Source organism: Blastococcus sp. DSM 46786 (genome assembly GCF_900109665.1).
GTDB lineage: Bacteria > Actinomycetota > Actinomycetes > Mycobacteriales > Geodermatophilaceae > Blastococcus > Blastococcus carthaginiensis.
Map to the genome: position 1 here is coordinate 15,482 of NZ_FOAO01000019.1, position 18,416 is coordinate 33,897.

The 18,416-nt window shown below is 72.9% G+C and carries 13 protein-coding genes; 7 read left to right on the plus strand and 6 right to left on the minus strand.

Translation table 11 applies throughout. From position 1 onward, the window contains the following. Positions 1-146: 146 nt before the first annotated feature. The 3 genes from BMW62_RS16750 (at position 147) to BMW62_RS16760 (ending at position 3,902) form a co-directional block, all read left to right on the plus strand. Complete coding sequence (locus tag BMW62_RS16750; RefSeq protein ID WP_091933167.1) at positions 147-1,337, plus strand: acetyl-CoA C-acetyltransferase; 1,191 nt, start codon at positions 147-149, stop codon at positions 1,335-1,337. Further along, positions 1,334-2,371 carry a methylmalonyl Co-A mutase-associated GTPase MeaB gene (gene meaB / locus BMW62_RS16755; protein WP_211435171.1) on the plus strand — a complete coding sequence of 346 codons (1,038 nt, stop codon included), beginning with the start codon at positions 1,334-1,336 and terminating at the stop codon, positions 2,369-2,371. Before BMW62_RS16750 ends, meaB begins: the two co-directional genes overlap by 4 nt. 61 nt (positions 2,372-2,432) lie before the next feature. Further along, positions 2,433-3,902, plus strand: a complete 1,470-nt coding sequence (locus BMW62_RS16760; protein ID WP_091933172.1) for a phytoene desaturase family protein — start codon at positions 2,433-2,435, stop codon at positions 3,900-3,902. 65 nt (positions 3,903-3,967) lie between these two features. Here the strand turns inward: BMW62_RS16760 and BMW62_RS16765 are convergent, their stop codons facing one another. Continuing rightward, positions 3,968-4,849 (minus strand): DUF559 domain-containing protein, encoded by an 882-nt coding sequence (locus tag BMW62_RS16765; protein WP_091933174.1) that lies wholly within the window; start codon positions 4,847-4,849, stop codon positions 3,968-3,970. Positions 4,850-5,008: 159 nt separating this feature from the next. Between BMW62_RS16765 and BMW62_RS16770 the strand changes: the two genes are divergently transcribed. The 4 genes from BMW62_RS16770 to BMW62_RS16785 all read left to right on the plus strand — a co-directional run bounded on the left by BMW62_RS16770 (position 5,009) and on the right by BMW62_RS16785 (position 8,513). After that, complete coding sequence (locus BMW62_RS16770; RefSeq protein WP_091933177.1) at positions 5,009-5,524, plus strand: MarR family winged helix-turn-helix transcriptional regulator; 516 nt, start codon at positions 5,009-5,011, stop codon at positions 5,522-5,524. Between the two features lie 40 nt (positions 5,525-5,564). Next, positions 5,565-7,244 carry an acyl-CoA mutase large subunit family protein gene (locus BMW62_RS16775; RefSeq protein WP_091933180.1) on the plus strand — a complete coding sequence of 560 codons (1,680 nt, stop codon included), beginning with the start codon at positions 5,565-5,567 and terminating at the stop codon, positions 7,242-7,244. 104 nt (positions 7,245-7,348) lie between these two features. Then, positions 7,349-7,504, plus strand: a complete 156-nt coding sequence (locus BMW62_RS16780) for a VOC family protein (protein ID WP_211435172.1) — start codon at positions 7,349-7,351, stop codon at positions 7,502-7,504. A 46-nt stretch (positions 7,505-7,550) separates the two neighbouring features. Continuing rightward, entirely contained in the window at positions 7,551-8,513 is a 963-nt protein-coding gene (locus tag BMW62_RS16785; protein ID WP_170852437.1) for a tetratricopeptide repeat protein, read from the plus strand. 11 nt (positions 8,514-8,524) lie between these two features. Here BMW62_RS16785 and BMW62_RS16790 read toward each other — a convergent pair whose 3' ends face one another. The 5 genes from BMW62_RS16790 to BMW62_RS16810 all read right to left on the minus strand — a co-directional run bounded on the left by BMW62_RS16790 (position 8,525) and on the right by BMW62_RS16810 (position 18,324). Beyond that, the gene (locus tag BMW62_RS16790; RefSeq protein ID WP_091933183.1) at positions 8,525-9,916 is read right to left on the minus strand and encodes a neutral zinc metallopeptidase; all 1,392 of its coding nucleotides are present in this window, start codon (positions 9,914-9,916) and stop codon (positions 8,525-8,527) included. Between the two features lie 125 nt (positions 9,917-10,041). Next, a complete protein-coding gene (glgB, locus tag BMW62_RS16795) occupies positions 10,042-12,960 on the minus strand; it encodes a 1,4-alpha-glucan branching protein GlgB (protein WP_170852438.1) in 2,919 nt (972 codons plus the stop codon). 53 nt (positions 12,961-13,013) lie between these two features. Further along, complete coding sequence (locus BMW62_RS16800) at positions 13,014-14,381, minus strand: maltokinase N-terminal cap-like domain-containing protein (RefSeq protein WP_091933186.1); 1,368 nt, start codon at positions 14,379-14,381, stop codon at positions 13,014-13,016. Beyond that, positions 14,378-16,195, minus strand: a complete 1,818-nt coding sequence (treS, locus tag BMW62_RS16805; RefSeq protein ID WP_091933189.1) for a maltose alpha-D-glucosyltransferase — start codon at positions 16,193-16,195, stop codon at positions 14,378-14,380. Before treS ends, BMW62_RS16800 begins: the two co-directional genes overlap by 4 nt. 95 nt (positions 16,196-16,290) lie before the next feature. Continuing rightward, the gene (locus BMW62_RS16810) at positions 16,291-18,324 is read right to left on the minus strand and encodes an alpha-1,4-glucan--maltose-1-phosphate maltosyltransferase (protein ID WP_091933192.1); all 2,034 of its coding nucleotides are present in this window, start codon (positions 18,322-18,324) and stop codon (positions 16,291-16,293) included. Positions 18,325-18,416 lie beyond the last annotated feature (92 nt).

The following is an 18,416-nucleotide window of genomic DNA, read 5'->3' on the forward strand; positions in this document are numbered from 1 at the left end:
GTGACCTCGGCCACTCGTCCGGCCCTGCCGCGTGTCGGGCGACCGTCCTATCCTTCCCGGAAGGCCCGACGCCGCGCCGGTATCGCCGTCGCGGTGCGTCCCGACAACGTGGTCGCCACCGGCGGCGGCCCGGCACTGGAGGCAGCATGTCCCGCTCGGTCATCGTCAGCGGCGCCCGTACCCCGATGGGCCGGCTCCTCGGCTCGCTGAAGGACTTCTCCGCGGCCGACCTCGGGGGTGTCGCCATCAAGGCCGCGCTCGAGCGGGCCGGCATCTCCGGCGACCAGGTCGACTACGTGATCATGGGCCAGGTCATCCAGGCAGGGGCCGGCCAGAACCCCGCCCGCCCGGCCGCGGTGGCCGGCGGCATCCCGATGTCGGTCCCGTCGCTGACCATCAACAAGGTCTGCCTCTCCGGCATGAACGCCATCGCGCTCGCCGACCAGCTCATCCGCGCGGGCGAGTACGACGTCGTCGTCGCCGGTGGCATGGAATCGATGACCCAGGCGCCGCACCTGCTGGCGGGCTCGCGCACCGGCACCAAGTACGGCGACACCGCGCTGATCGACTCGATGGCCCACGACGGGCTGTCGGACACCTTCGACCAGGTGGCGATGGGCGCGCTCACCGAGCAGGCCAACAGCCGCTACGACCTGACCCGCGAGGAGCAGGACGAGTTCGCCGCCGCGAGCCACCAGAAGGCCGCGCGCGCCGCCAAGGACGGGATCTTCGACGAGGAGATCACCCCCGTCCTCATCCCGCAGCGCAAGGGCGACCCGATCGAGTTCCGCGAGGACGAGGGCATCCGCCCCGACACCACCGCCGAGAGCCTCTCGAAGCTGAAGCCCGCCTTCGCCAAGGACGGCACGATCACCGCCGGCACCGCCTCGCAGATCTCCGACGGCGCCTGCGCCGTCGTGGTGATGAGCGCCGAGAAGGCTGCCGAGCTGGGCTGCACGGTCATCGCCGAGATCGGTGCCCACGGCGTCGTCGCCGGCCCGGATGCCACGCTGCAGAGCCAGCCGTCGCGGGCGATCCAGAAGGCCTGCGAGCGCGAGGGCATCGACCCGAAGTCCCTCGACCTGGTCGAGCTGAACGAGGCCTTCGCCGCGGTCGGCATCGTCTCCACCCGCGAGCTCGGCGTCGACCCGGAGAAGGTGAACCCCAACGGCGGCGCCATCGCCCTGGGGCACCCGATCGGCATGAGCGGCGCCCGGATCGTCCTGGACCTCGCGCTCGAGCTGCGCCGCCGCGGTGGTGGCGTCGGTGCCGCGGCGCTCTGCGGCGGCGGCGGTCAGGGCGACGCGCTGATCCTGCACGTGCCCGCGAAGGCGTGACGACAGAGGGGACCGCAGTCCGGTCGCCGGATTCGGGGCCCCCTCGGGGGCAAGCGCCCACCCGTCGCTCCCGGCGGTCCGCCGACGTCCCGGCGCTCGTCGCGGGCGCCCGCGAGGGTGACGCGCGGTCGGTGGCCCGGCTGATCTCGCTGGTGGAGGACGCCAGCCCGGCGCTGCGCGAGGTGGCGGCGGCGCTGGCGCCGCACACCGGCGGCGCCCAGGTCATCGGCCTCACCGGTTCACCGGGTGTCGGCAAGTCGACGTCGACGACCGCGCTGGTGCGCGCCCTGCGGCAGGCGGGCAAGCGGGTCGGGGTCCTGGCCGTCGACCCGTCCTCGCCCTTCTCCGGGGGTGCCCTGCTCGGCGACCGCGTGCGCATGCAGGACCACGCCGGGGACAGCGGCGTGTTCATCCGGTCGATGGCCTCCCGCGGTCACCTCGGTGGGCTCTCCTGGGCCACGCCCCAGGCGCTGCGGGTGCTCGACGCGGCCGGCTGCGACGTGGTGCTGATCGAGACGGTCGGCGTCGGGCAGTCGGAGCTCGAGATCGCCTCGCTCGCCGACACCACGCTCGTGCTGGTCGCCCCCGGCATGGGCGACGGCATCCAGGCGGCCAAGGCCGGGATCCTCGAGGTCGCCGACGTCTTCGTCGTGAACAAGGCCGACCGGGACGGCGCCGACCAGACGGTGCGCGATCTGCGCTACATGCTCTCCCTCGGTGGCCGGCACTCCGAGGCGGGTCACTGGCGCCCGCCGATCTGCCGCACGGTCGCCGCCCGCGACACGGACAACGGCGTCGACGAGGTGCTGGCGCGGATCGAGGAGCACCGGCAGTGGCTGGAGTCCTCGGGTGAGGGGCACCGCCGGCGCAGCGAGCGGGCCGCCCGCGAGATCGAGGCGATCGCGCTGGCCACGCTGCGGGAGCGGATGGGGGACGTGCGCGGCTCGGCGGCGCTGGGCACGCTGGCCGACGCGGTGGTGGGCGGCGGGACCGACCCCTACCGCGCCGCCGACGAGCTGCTCGGCCAGCTGTAGCGCTGACCGCGCAGGTCGGGCGCCCACCGGCCAGGATGGGACGGGTGAACGGACTACGGCAGTGAACGGCACGGCGGACGCCGTCGTCGTCGGAGCAGGGCCCAACGGGCTGGCCGCTGCCCTCCGCCTGGCCGCCGCCGGCCTGCGGGTGCAGGTGGTCGAGGCGGGCGAGCGGCCCGGTGGCGGGATGCGCACCGAGGAGCTCATGCGCCCCGGGTTCCACCACGACGTCTGCTCGACGGTGCAGCCGCTGGCCGCCGCTGCGCCCTTCTTCCGCGAGTTCGACCTGCCGGCGCGGGGCGTGCGCCTGGTGCACCCGGAGGTCAGCTTCGCGCACCCGCTGGACGGCGGCCGCGCGGCGGTCTCCCACCGCTCCCTGGAAGAAACCGCGGCCGGCCTCGGGGTGGACGCCGACGGGTACCGCCGGCTGTTCGAGCCGCTCGTGGAACACGGCGCCGACATCGTCGACTTCTTCCTCACCAGCCGGCTGCGCAGCCTGCCGATGCGCAGCCCGGTGCAGATCGCCAAGTTCGGGCTCACCGGCCTGCCCAACGTCCGCTGGCTGGCGCACCGGTACTTCGGCACCCCGGAGGGGCGGGCGCTCATCGCCGGCGCCGCGGCCCACGGGATGCTCGACCTGCGCCAGCCGCTGACCTCGGCGCTCGGCATGCTGCTCGCGATGCTGTCCCACCACGTCGGGTGGCCGCTGGTCGAGGGCGGGTCGCAGAAACTCGCCGACGCCATGGTGAGCGCCCTGGAGGAGCAGGGCGGCGAGGTGGTGACCGGCCACCTGGTCACCGACCTGCGCGAGTTCGAGGGCGTGCCCGCCGTGCTGCTCGACACCTCGCCGGACGCGTTCGTGGCGATGGCCGGGGACCGGGTGCACGAGGGCTACCGCCGCTGGGTGCAGCGGTACCGGCACGGCGCCGGCGTCTTCAAGATCGACTGGATCCTCTCCGAGCCGGTGCCGTGGGCCAACGCCGACGTCCGCCGCGCCGGGACCGTCCACGTCGCCGGGACCCTGGAGGAGACGATCGCGGGGGAGCGGGCGCCCAACGAGGGGCGGGTCACCGACCGGCCCTACGTGCTCGCCGTCCAGCCCACCGTGCCCGACCCCAGCCGCGCCCCGGACGGCGGGCACATCTTCTGGGCCTACGTGCACGTGCCGCACGGCTCCGACGTCGACATGACCGATGCGATCGAGCAGCAGGTCGAGCGGTTCGCGCCCGGCTTCCGCGACACGATCGTCGACCGCCACACCAAGAACGCCGTCGCCATGGAGCAGTGGAACCCCACCTACCTGGGCGGCGACATCTCCAACGGCCAGACCACCCTCTGGCAGATGCTCGCCCGGCCGGTCCCGCGCTGGAACACCTACAAGACGCCGGCCCGCGGAGTCTACCTGGCGTCGTCGGCCACCCCGCCCGGCCCCGCCGTCCACGGTGCCTGCGGCGACCAGGCCGCACGCGTCGCCCTGGCCGAGGTGTTCGGTGTGCGGCACGTCCCGCCGCTTCGCCCGCCGCTGCGCTGATCGGGGCCGCCCGTTGTCGAGTGGACGTGGGGTCGGGCGGCCCGGATCCCACGCGTGGTCGGCAGTCAGTGGACAAGCCGCAGGGCTGCGGCGATGCGGGCGATCAACTGGACCGGTTCGGCGAGGTCCTCCGCGGTCACGAAGACGACGGTCCAGCCGGCTGCGGTGAGGCGGTTCAGGCGTCGTCGGTCCCGGGCCACGTTCTGCCGCTCGCCGTGCCAACGACCCTCGTACTCGACCGCGAGCCGGTGGTCCGGCCAGGCGAAGTCCACCCGTGCGACGAAGCCGTCGCCGTCGCGCACGGTGTGCTGCGCGACCGGCCGAGGCAGCCGCGAGGAGTGCAGGAGGAGCCGCAGCCGTGTCTCCTGCGGCGAGCCGGCCAACCCGTCGGCGAGGTGCACCGCGACGCGGGCCCGGCGACAGCCCGGACCGGTCGCCGCGCCGGCCGCCGTCCGGACGGCTGCCAGGTCGACGACTCGGCGACCGGCCAGCTGGTCGATGTGCACGACCGCGTCCTCCCGGGGCAGGTGCCGTGCCAGGTCGAGGGCCGTCTGTACCGGCGTCGTGAGGCGGACGCCGGCCCGGACGGTGACGGCGTCGGCACCGAGGGAACGCCGCTGCACGCGTACACCGCGCACCGCGGTGACGTTGTGCCCGGGTGGCACGGTCAGCTCGACGTCCTCGTCGATGCCGGCGGCGTCCACGCCCCAGAGGACCGCGGCGCTGCGTCCCGTGACGACCGACCCCGGGAGCACCTTCCAGGACGCTGCGCTGGCGCGGACGCGGTGGGTGACCCGCACGCACGCGCACACGTACACGTCTCGGAACAGGCGCTGCCACGCCCGGCTGCGCAGCTCGTTCTTCGTCAGCTGACCGGCGGCGACCATCTCGGAGCCGCGGAAAACCTTCCGGTGGAGCTCGGCAGGGCTGCGAGGGGTCGGCGGCACCGCGGCAGCGTGCCGTGTCGCAGGAGAACGCCGCGGCCTCTTTCCACAGGTACCGGCCTGTGTCGACTTGTCGTGGTGTCGGTCGGGGTCGACACCACGGCATGTCGACACCGGGCAAGAGCGGCGGCGGTGCAACAGCGCCCCGGTAGCGTGCCGCGCATGGTCCGACCGCTGGGGCTGCCGTTCGACCCGATCGAGCGCGCCGGGGAGAAGTGGGAGAAGCACTTCGGCCCGTCGTCGGCGATGCGGGCGGCGACGTCGGTCTTCCGCGTCCAGCAGATCCTGCTCGCCCGCTTCGACGAGGTGCTGCGCCCGCTGGAGCTGACGTTCGCCCGCTACGAGGTCCTCGTGCTGCTCACCTTCAGCCGGTCGGGGGAGCTGCCGCTGAAGGTGATCGGCAGCCGGCTCATGGTGCACCCGACCAGCGTCACCAACGCCATCGACCGGCTGGTGGCCGCGGGGTACGTCGACCGCCGCCCCAACCCCGCCGACGGTCGCGGTGTCCTGGCCGCGATCACCGACCGCGGCCGCACCGTCGTCGAGGAGGGCACGCGGGCGCTGACCGCGCTCGACTTCGGGCTGGGGGAGCTCGCGGAGGAGGAGCACGAGGCGCTGTTCACGACGCTGCGCCGGGTGCGGCTGGGCGCCGGGGACGTGGCCGGCGACGCGCCATGACGCTCGACACACGATAGTTGGACGTCCTAGCATCTTCGGCATGAGCGACGACGCCCGGCAGCGGTGGCAGCAGCGGTACGACGCGGCGCTCGCCGCGGGGCGGGTGCGTGACGCGGACTTCACCACGCTCTCGGGCGTGGAGGTCGACCCGGTGTACGGCCCCGCCGACGAGAGCACCATCGAGGGCTTCGAGCGGATCGGCTACCCGGGCGAGTTCCCGTTCACCCGGGGCCTGCACGCCACGGGCTACCGCGGGCGGGCCTGGACCATCCGGCAGTTCGCCGGCTTCGGCAACGCCAAGCAGACCAACGAGCGCTACAAGATGATCCTGGCCGAGGGCGGCGGCGGGCTCTCGGTCGCGTTCGACATGCCCACGCTCATGGGCCGCGACTCCGATGACCCGCGCAGCCTCGGGGAGGTCGGGCACTGCGGCGTGGCCGTGGACACCGCCGTCGACATGGACGTGCTCTTCGACGGCATCGACCTCGAGGCCACCACGACGTCGATGACCATCAGCGGCCCCGCCGTCCCGGTCTTCTGCATGTACCTCATCGCAGCCGAACGCCAGGGCGCCGACCTCGGCCGGCTCAACGGCACGCTGCAGACCGACATCTTCAAGGAGTACATCGCGCAGAAGGAGTGGCTCTTCCCGCCGGAGCCGCACCTGCGCCTGATCGGCGACCTGATGGAGTACTGCGCGGCGGAGATCCCCGCGTACAAGCCGATCAGCGTCTCCGGCTACCACATCCGCGAGGCCGGTTCGACGGCCGCGCAGGAGCTCGCGTACACGCTGGCCGACGGCTTCGCCTACGTGGAGCTCGGGCTCTCCCGTGGCCTGGACATCGAGCAGTTCGCCCCCGGGCTGTCGTTCTTCTTCGACGCGCACGTCGACTTCTTCGAGGAGATCGCCAAGTTCCGCGCCGCCCGCCGCATCTGGGCGCGCTGGCTGCGCGACGTCTACGGCGCCCGGACCGAGAAGGCGCAGCAACTGCGCTTCCACACCCAGACCGCCGGCGTCAGCCTCACCGCCCAGCAGCCGGACAACAACATCACCCGGACGGCGGTGGAGGCGCTGGCCGCGGTCCTCGGCGGCACCCAGTCGCTGCACACCAACGCCCTCGACGAGGTGCTGGCGCTGCCCAGCGCCAAGGCCGCGCAGATCGCGCTGCGCACCCAGCAGGTGATCGCCGAGGAGACCGGCGTCATGAACGTCGCCGACCCGCTCGGCGGCTCGTGGTACGTCGAGGCGCTCACCGACGAGCTCGAGCGCCAGGCGGAGGAGATCTTCGCCCGCATCCGCGACATGGGCACCGACGGCACGATGACCTCGGGCATCCTGCGGGGCATCGAGGACGGCTGGTTCACCGGCGAGATCGCCGAGGCCGCGTTCGTCTACCAGCGGGCCCTGGAGAAGGGCGACAAGAAGGTCGTCGGCGTCAACACGCTGGTCGGCTCGGTGGACGCCCACGACAAGCTGGACATCCTGCGGGTCAGCCACCAGGTGGAGGTCGAGCAGAAGGCCGAGCTGGCCGGCCGCCGGCAGCAGCGGGACGACGACGCCGCACGTGCGGCCGTCGCGCGCATGGTCGAGGTGGCGCGCACCGAGGCGAACATGGTCCCCGCGATGCTCGACGCCGTGCGCGCCGAGGCCTCCCTCGGCGAGATCTGCGACGCCCTCCGCGCGGAGTGGGGCGGCTACACCGAGCCCGCCCGCTTCTGAGCTGTGGCATCGCGGTCCTCCGGACCGCACCGCGGCCACGTGCCGTCCCCGACGGGCGCTGAGCCACTCCTCGGCACACCTCGGGGAGCCTCCGGGCCCCGCTCGTGCTGCTGTTCTCCGCGGACCTCGACGCGAGCGTCGCCGCGGTGGAGGCCGCCGGTGGGCGCGTGGCCGAGGGCCCGTACGAGTTCCCGGGCGGGCGCCGGTTCCACTTCGAGGATCCCAGCGGCAACCAGCGGGGCGTCTGGGCGGAGCGCTGAGCCCCGGCCCGGACGCACCCGGACCCGCGGTGGGATGATCGAGGTCATGCAGCCCACCCGCCCCGGACGTCCCGACCCGCGCGCGCAGGCGCAGCAGGCCCAGATGGCCGCCACCATGGCCGGCGCCGTCGACCTCGCCGCCGTCAAGGCGCGCTCGGAGGCCGCAGCACGCGCCCAGGCCGCCCCGCCGCCGAGCGCCACCGCGCCGGCGGGTGCCCCGGGGGGTGCGGTCGTCGACGTCACCGAGGCGACGTTCCAGGCCGAGGTGCTGGACCGGTCGTTCCAGGTGCCGGTCGTGCTCGACCTGTGGGCCGAGTGGTGCGGGCCGTGCAAGCAGCTCTCCCCGGTGCTCGAGGGGCTGGCCGCCGAGGGCGGCGGCTCCTGGGTGCTGGCGAAGGTCGACGTCGAGGCCAACCCCGCGCTGGCCCAGGGGTTGCGCGTCCAGGGCATCCCCGCCGTCAAGGCGGTGTGGCAGGGCCAGCTGGTCGCCGAGTTCACCGGGGCGATCCCCGAGGAGCAGGCCCGCCAGTTCGTCACCGAGCTGGTGCAGGCCACCACCGGTGGGGCGGTCCCGGGCGCCGAGCCGCAGGAGGAGGCGGAGGACCCCCGGCTGGACGCCGCCGAGGCCGCCCTGGAGCGCGGCGATCTGGCCGCGGCCGAGGCCGCCTACCAGGCGATCCTCGCCGAGGAGCCCGACCACCCCGACGCCGGCATCGCGCTGCGCCAGGTGCAGCTGTTCCGCCGGGCCGAGGAGGCGGGGCCCGATGCGCTCGCCGCCGCGGACGCCGCGCCCGACGACGTCGCCGCGCAGACCCGCGCCGCCGACTTCCTGCTGGGCACCGGCAACATCGAGGCGGCCTTCGACCGGCTGCTCGACGTGGTCCGCCGCACCGGGGGAGAGGACCGGGACGAGGCGCGCAAGCACCTGGTGGAGCTCTTCGCGGTCGTCGGCGACGCCGACCCCCGCGTCGCGACGGCCCGCCGCCAGCTCACCGCCGCGCTCTTCTAGACGGCGGGGGGTCAGACCCCGATCCCGCAGGCCGCTCCGCCGTCCAGGAAACCGTTCCGGAAGGCGCCGACCAGCTCGAAGCCCGAGGCGTCGGTGCCGGGGAAGACCTCGTCCTCGACGCCGTACCGCAGCAGGAACTGGACGGCCTCGTCGAGGTCGCCGGGGCTGATCTCGGCGCCGACGACGTCGGAGAACTCGGCGTTGTACCACTGCGCCTGGTACCAGCCGGTGAGGCAGACCGCCGACCGGGTGGCCTCGCCGTCGTCGACCGGGAGACCGGCCTGATCCCGCACCGCCAGGGCGTAGGGGAGGGCCATGGCGGTGGCGAGGGCGAAGTCGCCGATCTCGTCGTAGGCGGGCACCGCCAGGTCGGTCTCGTCGATGTAGACGGTCCGGTCGTCGGCGCAGTAGCCCAGGTCCCGGCCGTCGAGCCCGTCGCAGCCCGGCGCGCTGCCGACGAAGCCGGCGATCTCGGGCTCCTCGAACTCCCCGCCGAACGCCGCCGGGAAGACCTCGCCCCAGAAGACGGGCAGGGTGGCGCCGACCCAGTCCACGATGTCGGCGAAGTCGGCGTTCCCCTGGTCGAGGTCGGTGGGCGTGAAGGCCGCGGCGGTGAACAGCCGGTCCTCGCCGAATGCATCGCGGCAGGTGCCCAGGCCGCGCTCGAAGCCGTCGTAGAACGCGGAGACCCGGTCGAAGTAGGAGCCGTGGGCCTCGACGTCGTCCGGGTCGCTCCCCACGTCGTCGCGGAGCAGGAGGAACCCCCGGACGACGTCGTCGAGCTCGGGCTCGCGCAGCGAGAGGTGGGCGGCCCGGCCGTCGGCGACCCAGCGCGTCCACGCCCCGGCCAGGCAGTCGGCCTGGGTCTCGTCCTGGATGCTGCGGCCGGACTCGGCGAACCCGAAGCGCCCCTGCATCGCATGGCCGAACTCGTGCGCCATCACCACAGGCACCAGGAAGCGGCCGTAGTCGTCGGACAGCTCCTGCAGCAGGGCGCGGTCGTAGGCGATGACGTCGCAGACGGGGTCGTAGAACGCGTTGCCGGCGACGTCCTCGGGTGCGGTGTACGAGCCCTCGCAGCCGATCCCGGTGCCGGGGTAGGCGCTCTCGTCGAGGGCCTCGGAGTCGACCGAGAAGTAGCCGCCCGCCAGGGGCGTGTACTCCTCGCCGAAGTACTCGGGGTAGGCCTGCGCCCAGAAGGCGTCGAGGTCGGCCAGGGCGTTGCGGGCGAACTGGTCGATGGGCTCGTCGCCCGCCCCCGTGACGGGGAACTCGCCGGCGGTCACGTCGGTCGGCCCGTCGCCCGGCGGTGTCGCCTGCCCCCGCACGGTGCCGGTGGCGCAGCCGGTGAGCACCAGCGCCGCGACGACCACGGGGGCCACCCGGTGCAGCAGCTGTCTCATCGGGCGGTTCCTCCACGTGCGGCGCGGGCGTGCGCCGCACAGCATGCCACCGGTGACGTGCTGGAACGGCCACCCTTCAGGGCCCCACGCCGAGCGTGCGAGGCGTGGGGGGAAGGGTGGTCCTTCTACTCGTGCAGGAACCAGACGGTGCCCAGGGGAGGTGCGGAGATGGTCGCCGAGTACGGCTGGCCGTGCCAGGGCTCCGGCTCGGCCTCGATCCCGCCGTAGTTGCCGACGCCGGACCCGCCGTACCCCTCGCCGTCGGAGTTCAGCACCTCGCGCCACTGACCGGGGCGGGGCAGCCCGATGCGGTACTCGTGGTGGGGGGCGCCGGAGAAGTTGACGACGCAGGCCAGCGCCGAGCCCTGCGCGGCCTCCTCGGCGGCCCCGTCCTCGACGGGAGCGGCGGGGCCGGCGCCCTGCGGCGCGGCGCCGTAGCGGAGGAAGGAGAGCACGTTGCCCGAGGCGTCGTTGGCGTCGATCCACTGGAACCCGGCCGGGTCGACGTCCAGCGACCAGAGGGCGTCGAGCTCCTTGTAGCGGCCGTTGAGGTCGGTGACCAGCTGCAGGATGCCGCGGTGCGCGGGGTCCTCGAGGTGCCACCAGTCCAGCGAGCGGCTCTCCGCCCACTCCGAGTCCTGGGCGAACTCCGACCCCATGAACAGCAGCTGCTTGCCCGGGTGGGCCCACATGTAGGCCAGGTAGGCCCGCAGGTTGGCCAGCTGCTGCCAGCGGTCCCCGGGCATCTTCCGCAGCATCGAGCCCTTGCCGTACACGACCTCGTCGTGGCTGATCGGCAGGACGTAGTTCTCGCTGTACGCGTAGTGCATCGAGAACGTGAGCTGGCCGTGGTGGTAGCTGCGGTAGATCGGCTCGCGCTCGACGTAGGCGAGCGAGTCGTGCATCCAGCCCATGTTCCACTTGAACCCGAAGCCCAGGCCGCCCAGGTGGGTGGGCCGGGTGACCCCCGGCCAGGCGGTGGACTCCTCGGCGATCGTCATGACGCCGGGGACCTCGCGGTAGACGGTGGCGTTGAACTCCTGCAGGAAGGCCACCGCCTCCAGGTTCTCCCGGCCGCCGTACTTGTTGGGCAGCCACTCGCTGCGGGAGTAGTCCAGGTAGAGCATCGAGGCCACCGCGTCCACGCGGATGCCGTCGATGTGGAACTCCTTGCACCAGTACAGCGCGTTGGCGACCAGGAAGTTGCGGACCTCGGAGCGGCCGAAGTCGAAGACGTAGGTACCCCAGTCCAGCTGCTCGCCCCGGCGCGGGTCACCGTGCTCGTAGAGCGGCGTGCCGTCGAAGCGCGCCAGCGCCCACTCGTCCTTGGGGAAGTGGGCGGGCACCCAGTCGACGATGACGCCGATGCCGGCCTGGTGCGCCCGGTCGATCAGGTAGCGCAGGTCGTCCGGGGAGCCGTAGCGGGACGTCGGCGCGTAGTAGGAGGTGACCTGGTAGCCCCAGGAGCCGCCGAACGGGTGCTCGGCCAGCGGCATGAACTCGATGTGGGTGAACCCGGCGTCGCGGACGTAGTCGACGAGTTCGTCGGCCATCTCGCGGTAGGACAGCCCCTGGCGCCAGGAGCCGGCGTGCACCTCGTAGACGCTCATCGGCCGCTGGTGCCAGCCGGCCTCGGCCCGCTGCTCGAGCCAGCTGTCGTCGGCCCACTCGTAGGTGGACTCGGTGACGACGGAGGCGTTCAGCGGCGGCACCTCCGTGGCGAAGGCGAGCGGGTCGGCCTTCTCCCGCCAGGTGCCGTCGGCGCCCAGGACGTGGTAGCGGTACCGGGTGCCGACCTGCGCACCCGGGATGAAGATCTCCCAGACGCCGGAGGACCCGAGCATCCGCATGGGGTAGGCGCGGGCCTCCCAGTAGTCGAAGTCGCCGGTGACCTTGACGCCCTGGGCGCTGGGCGCCCAGACGGCGAAGGAGACACCCTCGACGGTGCCGCGCGGGGTCTCGTAGCGCCGGACGTGCGCGCCGAGCACCTCCCACAGCCGCTCGTGGCGTCCTTCGCGGATGAGGTGCTCGTCGACCGGCCCGAGGGTGGGCAGCCAGCGGAAGGGGTCGTCGACCGTGTGCGTCGTGGTCCCGCCCTGGCCGTCGCCGTAGACGACCTCGATCCGGTAGTCCCCGGGCTGGCGCGGGAGCGACGCCTCGTAGACGCCGCCGCCATGCAGCTGCGCCGCCTCGTAGCGGCTCCCGTCCTCGTCGAGGACGGCGACGCTGACGGCGTCCGGGCGCAGCGTGCGCACCGCCCAGCCGTCGGCGGTGCGGTGCGCGCCGAGGATGCGGTGCGGGTCGCGCGACCAGCCCTCGACGATCGCCCGGAGGTCGTCCTCGCCGAACTCCTCGACGTCGGCGTCCCCGGCCGCGCCGGCGGTGGTGCCGCCCGCGGGGGAGCCGTCGCCGGTCGGGGCATCGGCGGTCGGGGTGCCGGCGGTCGGGATGCCGGCGGTCGGGGTGTCCGCGGTCGGGGCATCCCCGGTCGGGGTGCCGGCGGTGGACGGGGCGTCGGCCGGGAGGACCGGCGCCGCGGGCTCCGCGGACCCGTCGGAGGCCGCCCGGTCCTCGTCCGGGGCCTGCGGGGTGGGCGGCGTCGCCGGGTCGGGGTCGGGGGCCACCGGCTGGCCGGCCGGGGCGCCGGTGCCGTCACCGGGCTCGGCGATCGGTGCCGGTGCGACCACCGGGTTGGCGGTGACCTCGGTGTCCTCGCCGCCCTGCTCCGGGGTGGCCTCGGTGGCGGTGGGCGCGGCGGCGACCTTCTTGGCCGTCGACCGCTTCGCCGCCGTCGCCTTCGTGTCGGTGGCCGCCTCGGCCGGCGCGGCCTTCTTCGCCGGGGCCGCCTTCTTGGCGGCCGCGGTCTTCTTCGCGGGCGCCGCCTTCTTGGCCGCGGCCCGCTTGGTGCTCTTCCTGGCCGGCTCGGCGTTCACCGGCGGCTCGCTGCCCGCGGCCGCCTCCGCCTGCGCCACCTTCTCCTCCACGGCGCGCTGCAGATCGTCCTTGCCGGCCACGGGGCTCTCGCCTCGGTCGTCGGTCGTCATCGTCTCGCCGTCCTTCGTCCGTTCTCGGTGCTCTGGTCCGTCGGTTCGGGAGCTCAGTCGCGACCGGCGAGCCGGGCGATCGACTGGAGCGGGATCATCAGCCAGTGCGGACGGTTCCTCGCCTCGTAGACGCATTCGTAAACCGCCTTGTCGGCCTCGAACGCCCGAAGGAGTGGTGACTCCCCGCACGGGTCCATCCCGCTGGCCTCGGAGTAGCCGGCGCAGAACGCGGCCCGGTTGCGGGCCGCCCACTCCTGGGCGCGGTACTCGCGCTGGCTGTCCTCGGGCTGCTCGACGAGCAGGTGCCGGGCGGCGTAGTCGAAGCTGCGGAGCATCCCGGCGACGTCGCGCAGCGGGCTGTCGAGCTCGCGGCGGGCGGCCAGCGCGCGGGCCGGCTCGCCCTCGAAGTCGAGGATGATCCAGCCCGTGGCCGTGCGCAGCACCTGACCCAGGTGGAGGTCGCCGTGCACCCGCTGCCGCACGACCGGCTCCTCGCTGCCGGCGACGGCGGCGTACACCTGCCGCAGCGCCTCGGCGTGCTCCTGCAGCTGCGGCACGATCTCGACCGCGGCGTCGAGGCGGTCCGACATCTGCTGGGCGACGGTGCCCAGCCAGCCGGCCGCGGCCTCCTCGGTGGGCAGGACCCGCGCCAGGTCGGCGTGCACCGAGGCGGTCGCAGCGCCCAGCCGCTCGCTGTCGGCGGCGAAGTCGCCGCCGACCTCGTCGGCGTGCAGGTCGCCCTCGGCGTAGAGGTCGCGGACGCTCGCGGTGGCCAGCCGCCACCCGTCGCTGGCATTGGGGACGAAGGTCTGCAGCATCGCGACCGTGGCCGGGTCCCCGCCCTGCGGGTCGTCGATCTCGATGTGGCCCAGCAGCGCGGCGATGTGCGGGTTGTCCGCCCGGCGCAGCGCGTCGTGGATCTCGACGTCGGGGTTCAGCCCCGGCTCCAGCCGGCGGAAGAGCTTGAGGATCGCCTCCTGGCCGTAGACCAGCGAGGTGTTGCTCTGCTCGGTGGAGACGATGTCGCCCGGCAGGCCCTCGGGGATGTCGCCCTCGCCGGCGGGGGAGAAGCGCATCGGCCCGATGGCCGAGCCCTGGGCCAGGTGGATCAGCCAGGGCGCGGTGGACTCCCGGTCGCGCATCGCGTCGTAGGCGTAGGTCTCGGTGCCCTCGTTCGCGACCGCGCCGACGAGCGCCTGCTCGAGGTCCTCGGCCGGGTGGTCGCGCCAGGACAGCGGTACCAGGTAGGTCTCCACGGCGTCGTCGGTGTACCGGATGCGGACCCGGTGCACCGAGAGGACCGGGTTCCCCCGGTCGAGGAAGAACCCGTCCTCGGTGACCTCGGCCCACTCGCGGCCCTTGCCGCCGAACCACCGCTGCTGCGGGATCCAGTCGCGGAACAGGTCGGTCAGCGCGCTCATCGGACATCTCCGGACTCGTCGGACGGCTCGTCGGCGGCGCTGACCACGCCCGCGGCCAGCAGGGTGTCGGCCACCGCGCTGGACGTCGCGTTGGCCCAGTCCTCGTGCTCGTCGGGAGCGGGCTCGATCGGCTTGGCGAGCTCGAACCAGTAGAAGCCGTGCCCGGCGAGGGTCAGCATGTACGGCAGGACGCCGATCTGCGGGAATTCCACCCGCCCGGTGAGCTCGATCGGCGTGTAGCCCTCGAACTCGCGCAGGTCCAGCTCCACCGGCTGCGGGAAGCGCGAGAGGTTGTTGACGCACAGCACGATGTCGTCGCCGAACCGGCGGACGAACGAGAGCACCGTCGGGTTGCGGGAGCCGACCTCCTCGAAGGTGCCCAGCCCGAAGGTGGGGTGCTGCCCGCGGACCTGGATCATCCGCCGGACCCACTGGAGCAGCGAGTTGCTGTTGCGCAGCTGCGACTCCACGTTGGTGACCTGGTAGCCGTACACCGGGTCCTGGTTCAGCGGCAGGTTCATGCGCTGCGGGTCGGCGGTGGAGAAGCCGCCGTTGCGGTCCGGCGTCCACTGCATCGGTGTGCGGACGCCGTCGCGGTCGCCGAGCCAGATGTTGTCGCCCATCCCGATCTCGTCGCCGTAGTACAGGACCGGTGAGCCCGGCAGCGAGAGCAGCAGCGCATTGAACAGCTCGAGGGTGTTGACGTCGTTGTCCAGCAGCGGGGCCAGCCGCCGGCGGATGCCGATGTTGGCCTTCATGCGGGGGTCCTTGGCGTACTCGGCCCACATGTAGTCGCGTTCCTCGTCGGTGACCATCTCGAGCGTCAGCTCGTCGTGGTTGCGGAGGAAGACGCCCCAGGTGCAGTTCTCGGGGATGTCCGGCGTCTGGGCCATGATCTCCGAGATCGGGAAGCGCTGCTCGCGCCGGACGGCCATGAACAGGCGCGGCATCACCGGGAAGTGGAAGGCCATCTGGCACTCGTCGCCGTCCTCGCCGAAGTACTCGACGACGTCGGCCGGCCACTGGTTGGCCTCGCAGAGCAGCACGGTGTCGGGGTAGTCGGCGTCGACGACCTTGCGCACCTGCTTGAGGAACTCGTGGGTGCGCGGCAGGTTCTCGCAGTTGGTGCCCTCCTCCTCGAAGAGGTAGGGCACGGCGTCGAGGCGGAAGCCGTCGATCCCGAGGTCCAGCCAGAAGCGCAGCGCGTCGATGATCGCCTCGCGCACCTTCGGGTTCTCGAAGTTGAGGTCCGGCTGGTGGGAGAAGAACCGGTGCCAGAAGTACTGCTTGCGCACCGGGTCGAAGGTCCAGTTCGAGCTCTCGGTGTCGACGAAGATGATGCGGGCGTCGGCGTAGCCGCTGTCGTCGTCGGCCCAGACGTAGAAGTCGCCGTAGGGGCCCTCGGGGTCGCTGCGGCTGGCCTGGAACCAGGGGTGCTGGTCCGAGGTGTGGTTCATGACGAAGTCGATGATCACGCGCATGCCGCGGGCGTGGGCCTCGTCGAGGAACTCCTTGAAGTCCTCGATCGTGCCGAACTCCTGCAGCACCGCGGTGTAGTCGCTGACGTCGTAGCCGCCGTCCCGCAGCGGGGAGGCGAAGAACGGCGGCAGCCAGAGGCAGTCGACGCCGAGCCACTGCAGGTAGTCCAGCTTGTCGCGCATGCCGCGCAGATCACCGACGCCGTCGGCGTTGCTGTCGGCGAAGCCGCGGACGAGCACCTCGTAGAAGACCGCGCGCTTGTACCACTCGGGGTCGGTGCCCGGCGGCGGCAGCGCGGAGCGGTTCGCGGGTGCGTCGGGGACGGGAACGGTCATCGGGAGCGGGTTCCCCTCTCGGGAGAAGGACCCCGTCCTCCCCACCCTTCGCAGGCTCAGGGCGGGACCCGGGACGGAGCCGGAGATCGATCTCTTCAGGAGACGGGTGTGGGGAACTGGACGGGTCGCGGGAAGCTGAGCGAGAAGACGTGCGCCGGCTCCCGGTAGGGGTCGAGCTCCACGTAGTTGAACTGGCCCCAGTCGTAGCGGGCACCGGTCAGCTCGTCGGTGACGCCGAAGCGCTCGTGCCAGTCCAGGCCGAGCGCCGGGAGGTCCAGCGCCGTCGTCCCGATCTGCGTGTCCCGGCTGGACAGGTTCACGATGACCAGGACGGCGTCGTCGGACGCCGGGTCGGTCTTGGAGAAGCAGAGCAGGTTCGGGTTGTCGACCTGGTGGAACCGCAGCGTGCGCAGCTGCTGCAGCGCCGGGTGGGCACGCCGCACCTCGTTGAGCCGCCGCAGGTAGGGGGCGAGGCTCCGCCCCGACGCCTCGGCGCCGGCCCAGTCGCGGGGGCGCAACCGGTACTTCTCGCTGTCCAGGTACTCCTCGCTGCCCGGCTTCACCGCCACGTGCTCGAACAGCTCGAAGCCGGAGTAGACGCCCCAGGTCGGGCTCATCATCGACGCGAGCACGGCGCGGATCTTGAACATCGGCGGGCCGCCGAACTGCAGCGACTCGTGCAGGATGTCCGGGGTGTTCACGAAGAAGTTCGGCCGCATGTAGTGGCTGTTGGCGGCCAGCTCCCGGCCGTACTCCTCCAGCTCTTCGCGCCCGGTCCGCCAGGTGAAATAGGTGTAGGACTGCGTGAAGCCGAGCCGGGCGAGCTGGTGCATCATCGCCGGCCGGGTGAACGCCTCGGCGAGGAAGAGCACGTCGGGGTGGCTCTGCTTGACGTCCCAGATCAGCCAGTGCCAGAAGTTCAGCGGCTTGGTGTGCGGGTTGTCGACGCGGAAGATCGTCACGCCGGCGTCGATCCACACCTGGAGCACCCGGCGGCACTCGGCGTAGATGCCCTCGGGGTCGTTGTCGAAGTTGACCGGGTAGATGTCCTGGTACTTCTTCGGCGGGTTCTCCGCGTAGGCGATCGTGCCGTCGGGCTTGGTGGTGAACCACTCCGGGTGCTCGGCCACCCAGGGGTGGTCCGGGGCCGCCTGGAGCGCGAAGTCCAGGGCCACCTCCATGCCCAGCTCGCGGGTGCGGGCGACGAAGGCCGTGAAGTCGTCCATCGTGCCCAGCTGCGGGTGGACGGCGTCGTGCCCGCCCTCGGCGCTGCCGATCGCCCACGGCGAGCCGACGTCGTCCGGACCGATCTCGTGCGGGTTGCCGCCGGGGAACTGGCTGGAGTTCGGCCCCTTGCGGTTCACCGTGCCGATCGGGTGGATCGGCGGCAGGTACACGACGTCGAAGCCCATGTCGGCGACGGCGGGCAGCCGGTCGGCGGCCGTGGTGAAGGTGCCGTGGGTGGGCACCCCGGCCACCACCGGGCCCTCCGACCGCGGGAAGAACTCGTACCAGGAGCCGAAGAGGGCCTCCTCGCGGTCCACCCACACCTCGTAGCGCGGCGACCGGGTGACCAGCTCGCGCACCGGGTGCTCGTGCAGGTAGCGCTGCAGGCCGGCGGCGAGCGCCGGGGCGATCCGGACGGTGAGCTCCTGCGAGGTGTCCCGCAGCGCGGCGGCCGCGGCCTCGACGCGGCCCCGCCACTCGTCGTCGGCCTCCGCGGCCACGCGGTCGAGCAGCCGGGCGCCCTCCTCGAGGTCGTTGGCCAGCTCGTCCGGGCCCTGGCCGGCCTCGACCTTCACCTCGACGGCGTGCCGCCAGGTGGCCAGCGGGTCGCTCCACGCCTCGACGCGGAAGGTCCACCGCCCCTCGCGGTCGGGCACGACCGTGGTGAGCCACCGGTCCGGTTCGGGGGGCAGCTTCGCCATGCGCAGGAAGGGCCCGCTCGCCTCGTCGCCGCCCGGCGGCGTCCAGACGACGTTGGCCGCGACGGCGTCGTGGCCCTCGCGGAAGACGGTGGCGGTGATCGGGACGTGCTCGCCGATCACGGCGCGGGCGGAGAAGGACCCGCAGGACACGACGGGGGCGACATCGGTGATGCCGAGGCGGAGATCAGGGCGGCCAGTCATCGCCGACCACGCTACTGAGCTGCCGCCTCACCAGCATCTCGGCAGCCGTTCCGGTCCCTGCGCCTCACCCGTCCGGGCTGCGGCGTGCCGTT

Excerpts from the sequence above, each read along its gene's own strand:
- BMW62_RS16750 (WP_091933167.1), top strand. The coding sequence starts at position 147 with ATGTCCCGCTCGGTCATCGTCAGCGGCGCCCGTACCCCGATGGGCCGG.
- BMW62_RS16770 (WP_091933177.1), top strand. The coding sequence starts at position 5,009 with ATGGTCCGACCGCTGGGGCTGCCGTTCGACCCGATCGAGCGCGCCGGG.
- BMW62_RS16775 (WP_091933180.1), top strand. The coding sequence starts at position 5,565 with ATGAGCGACGACGCCCGGCAGCGGTGGCAGCAGCGGTACGACGCGGCG.
- BMW62_RS16785 (WP_170852437.1), top strand. The coding sequence starts at position 7,551 with ATGCAGCCCACCCGCCCCGGACGTCCCGACCCGCGCGCGCAGGCGCAG.
- BMW62_RS16790 (WP_091933183.1), bottom strand. The coding sequence starts at position 9,916 with ATGAGACAGCTGCTGCACCGGGTGGCCCCCGTGGTCGTCGCGGCGCTG.
- glgB (WP_170852438.1), bottom strand. The coding sequence starts at position 12,960 with ATGACGACCGACGACCGAGGCGAGAGCCCCGTGGCCGGCAAGGACGAT.
- BMW62_RS16800 (WP_091933186.1), bottom strand. The coding sequence starts at position 14,381 with ATGAGCGCGCTGACCGACCTGTTCCGCGACTGGATCCCGCAGCAGCGG.
- treS (WP_091933189.1), bottom strand. The coding sequence starts at position 16,195 with ATGACCGTTCCCGTCCCCGACGCACCCGCGAACCGCTCCGCGCTGCCG.
- BMW62_RS16810 (WP_091933192.1), bottom strand. The coding sequence starts at position 18,324 with ATGACTGGCCGCCCTGATCTCCGCCTCGGCATCACCGATGTCGCCCCC.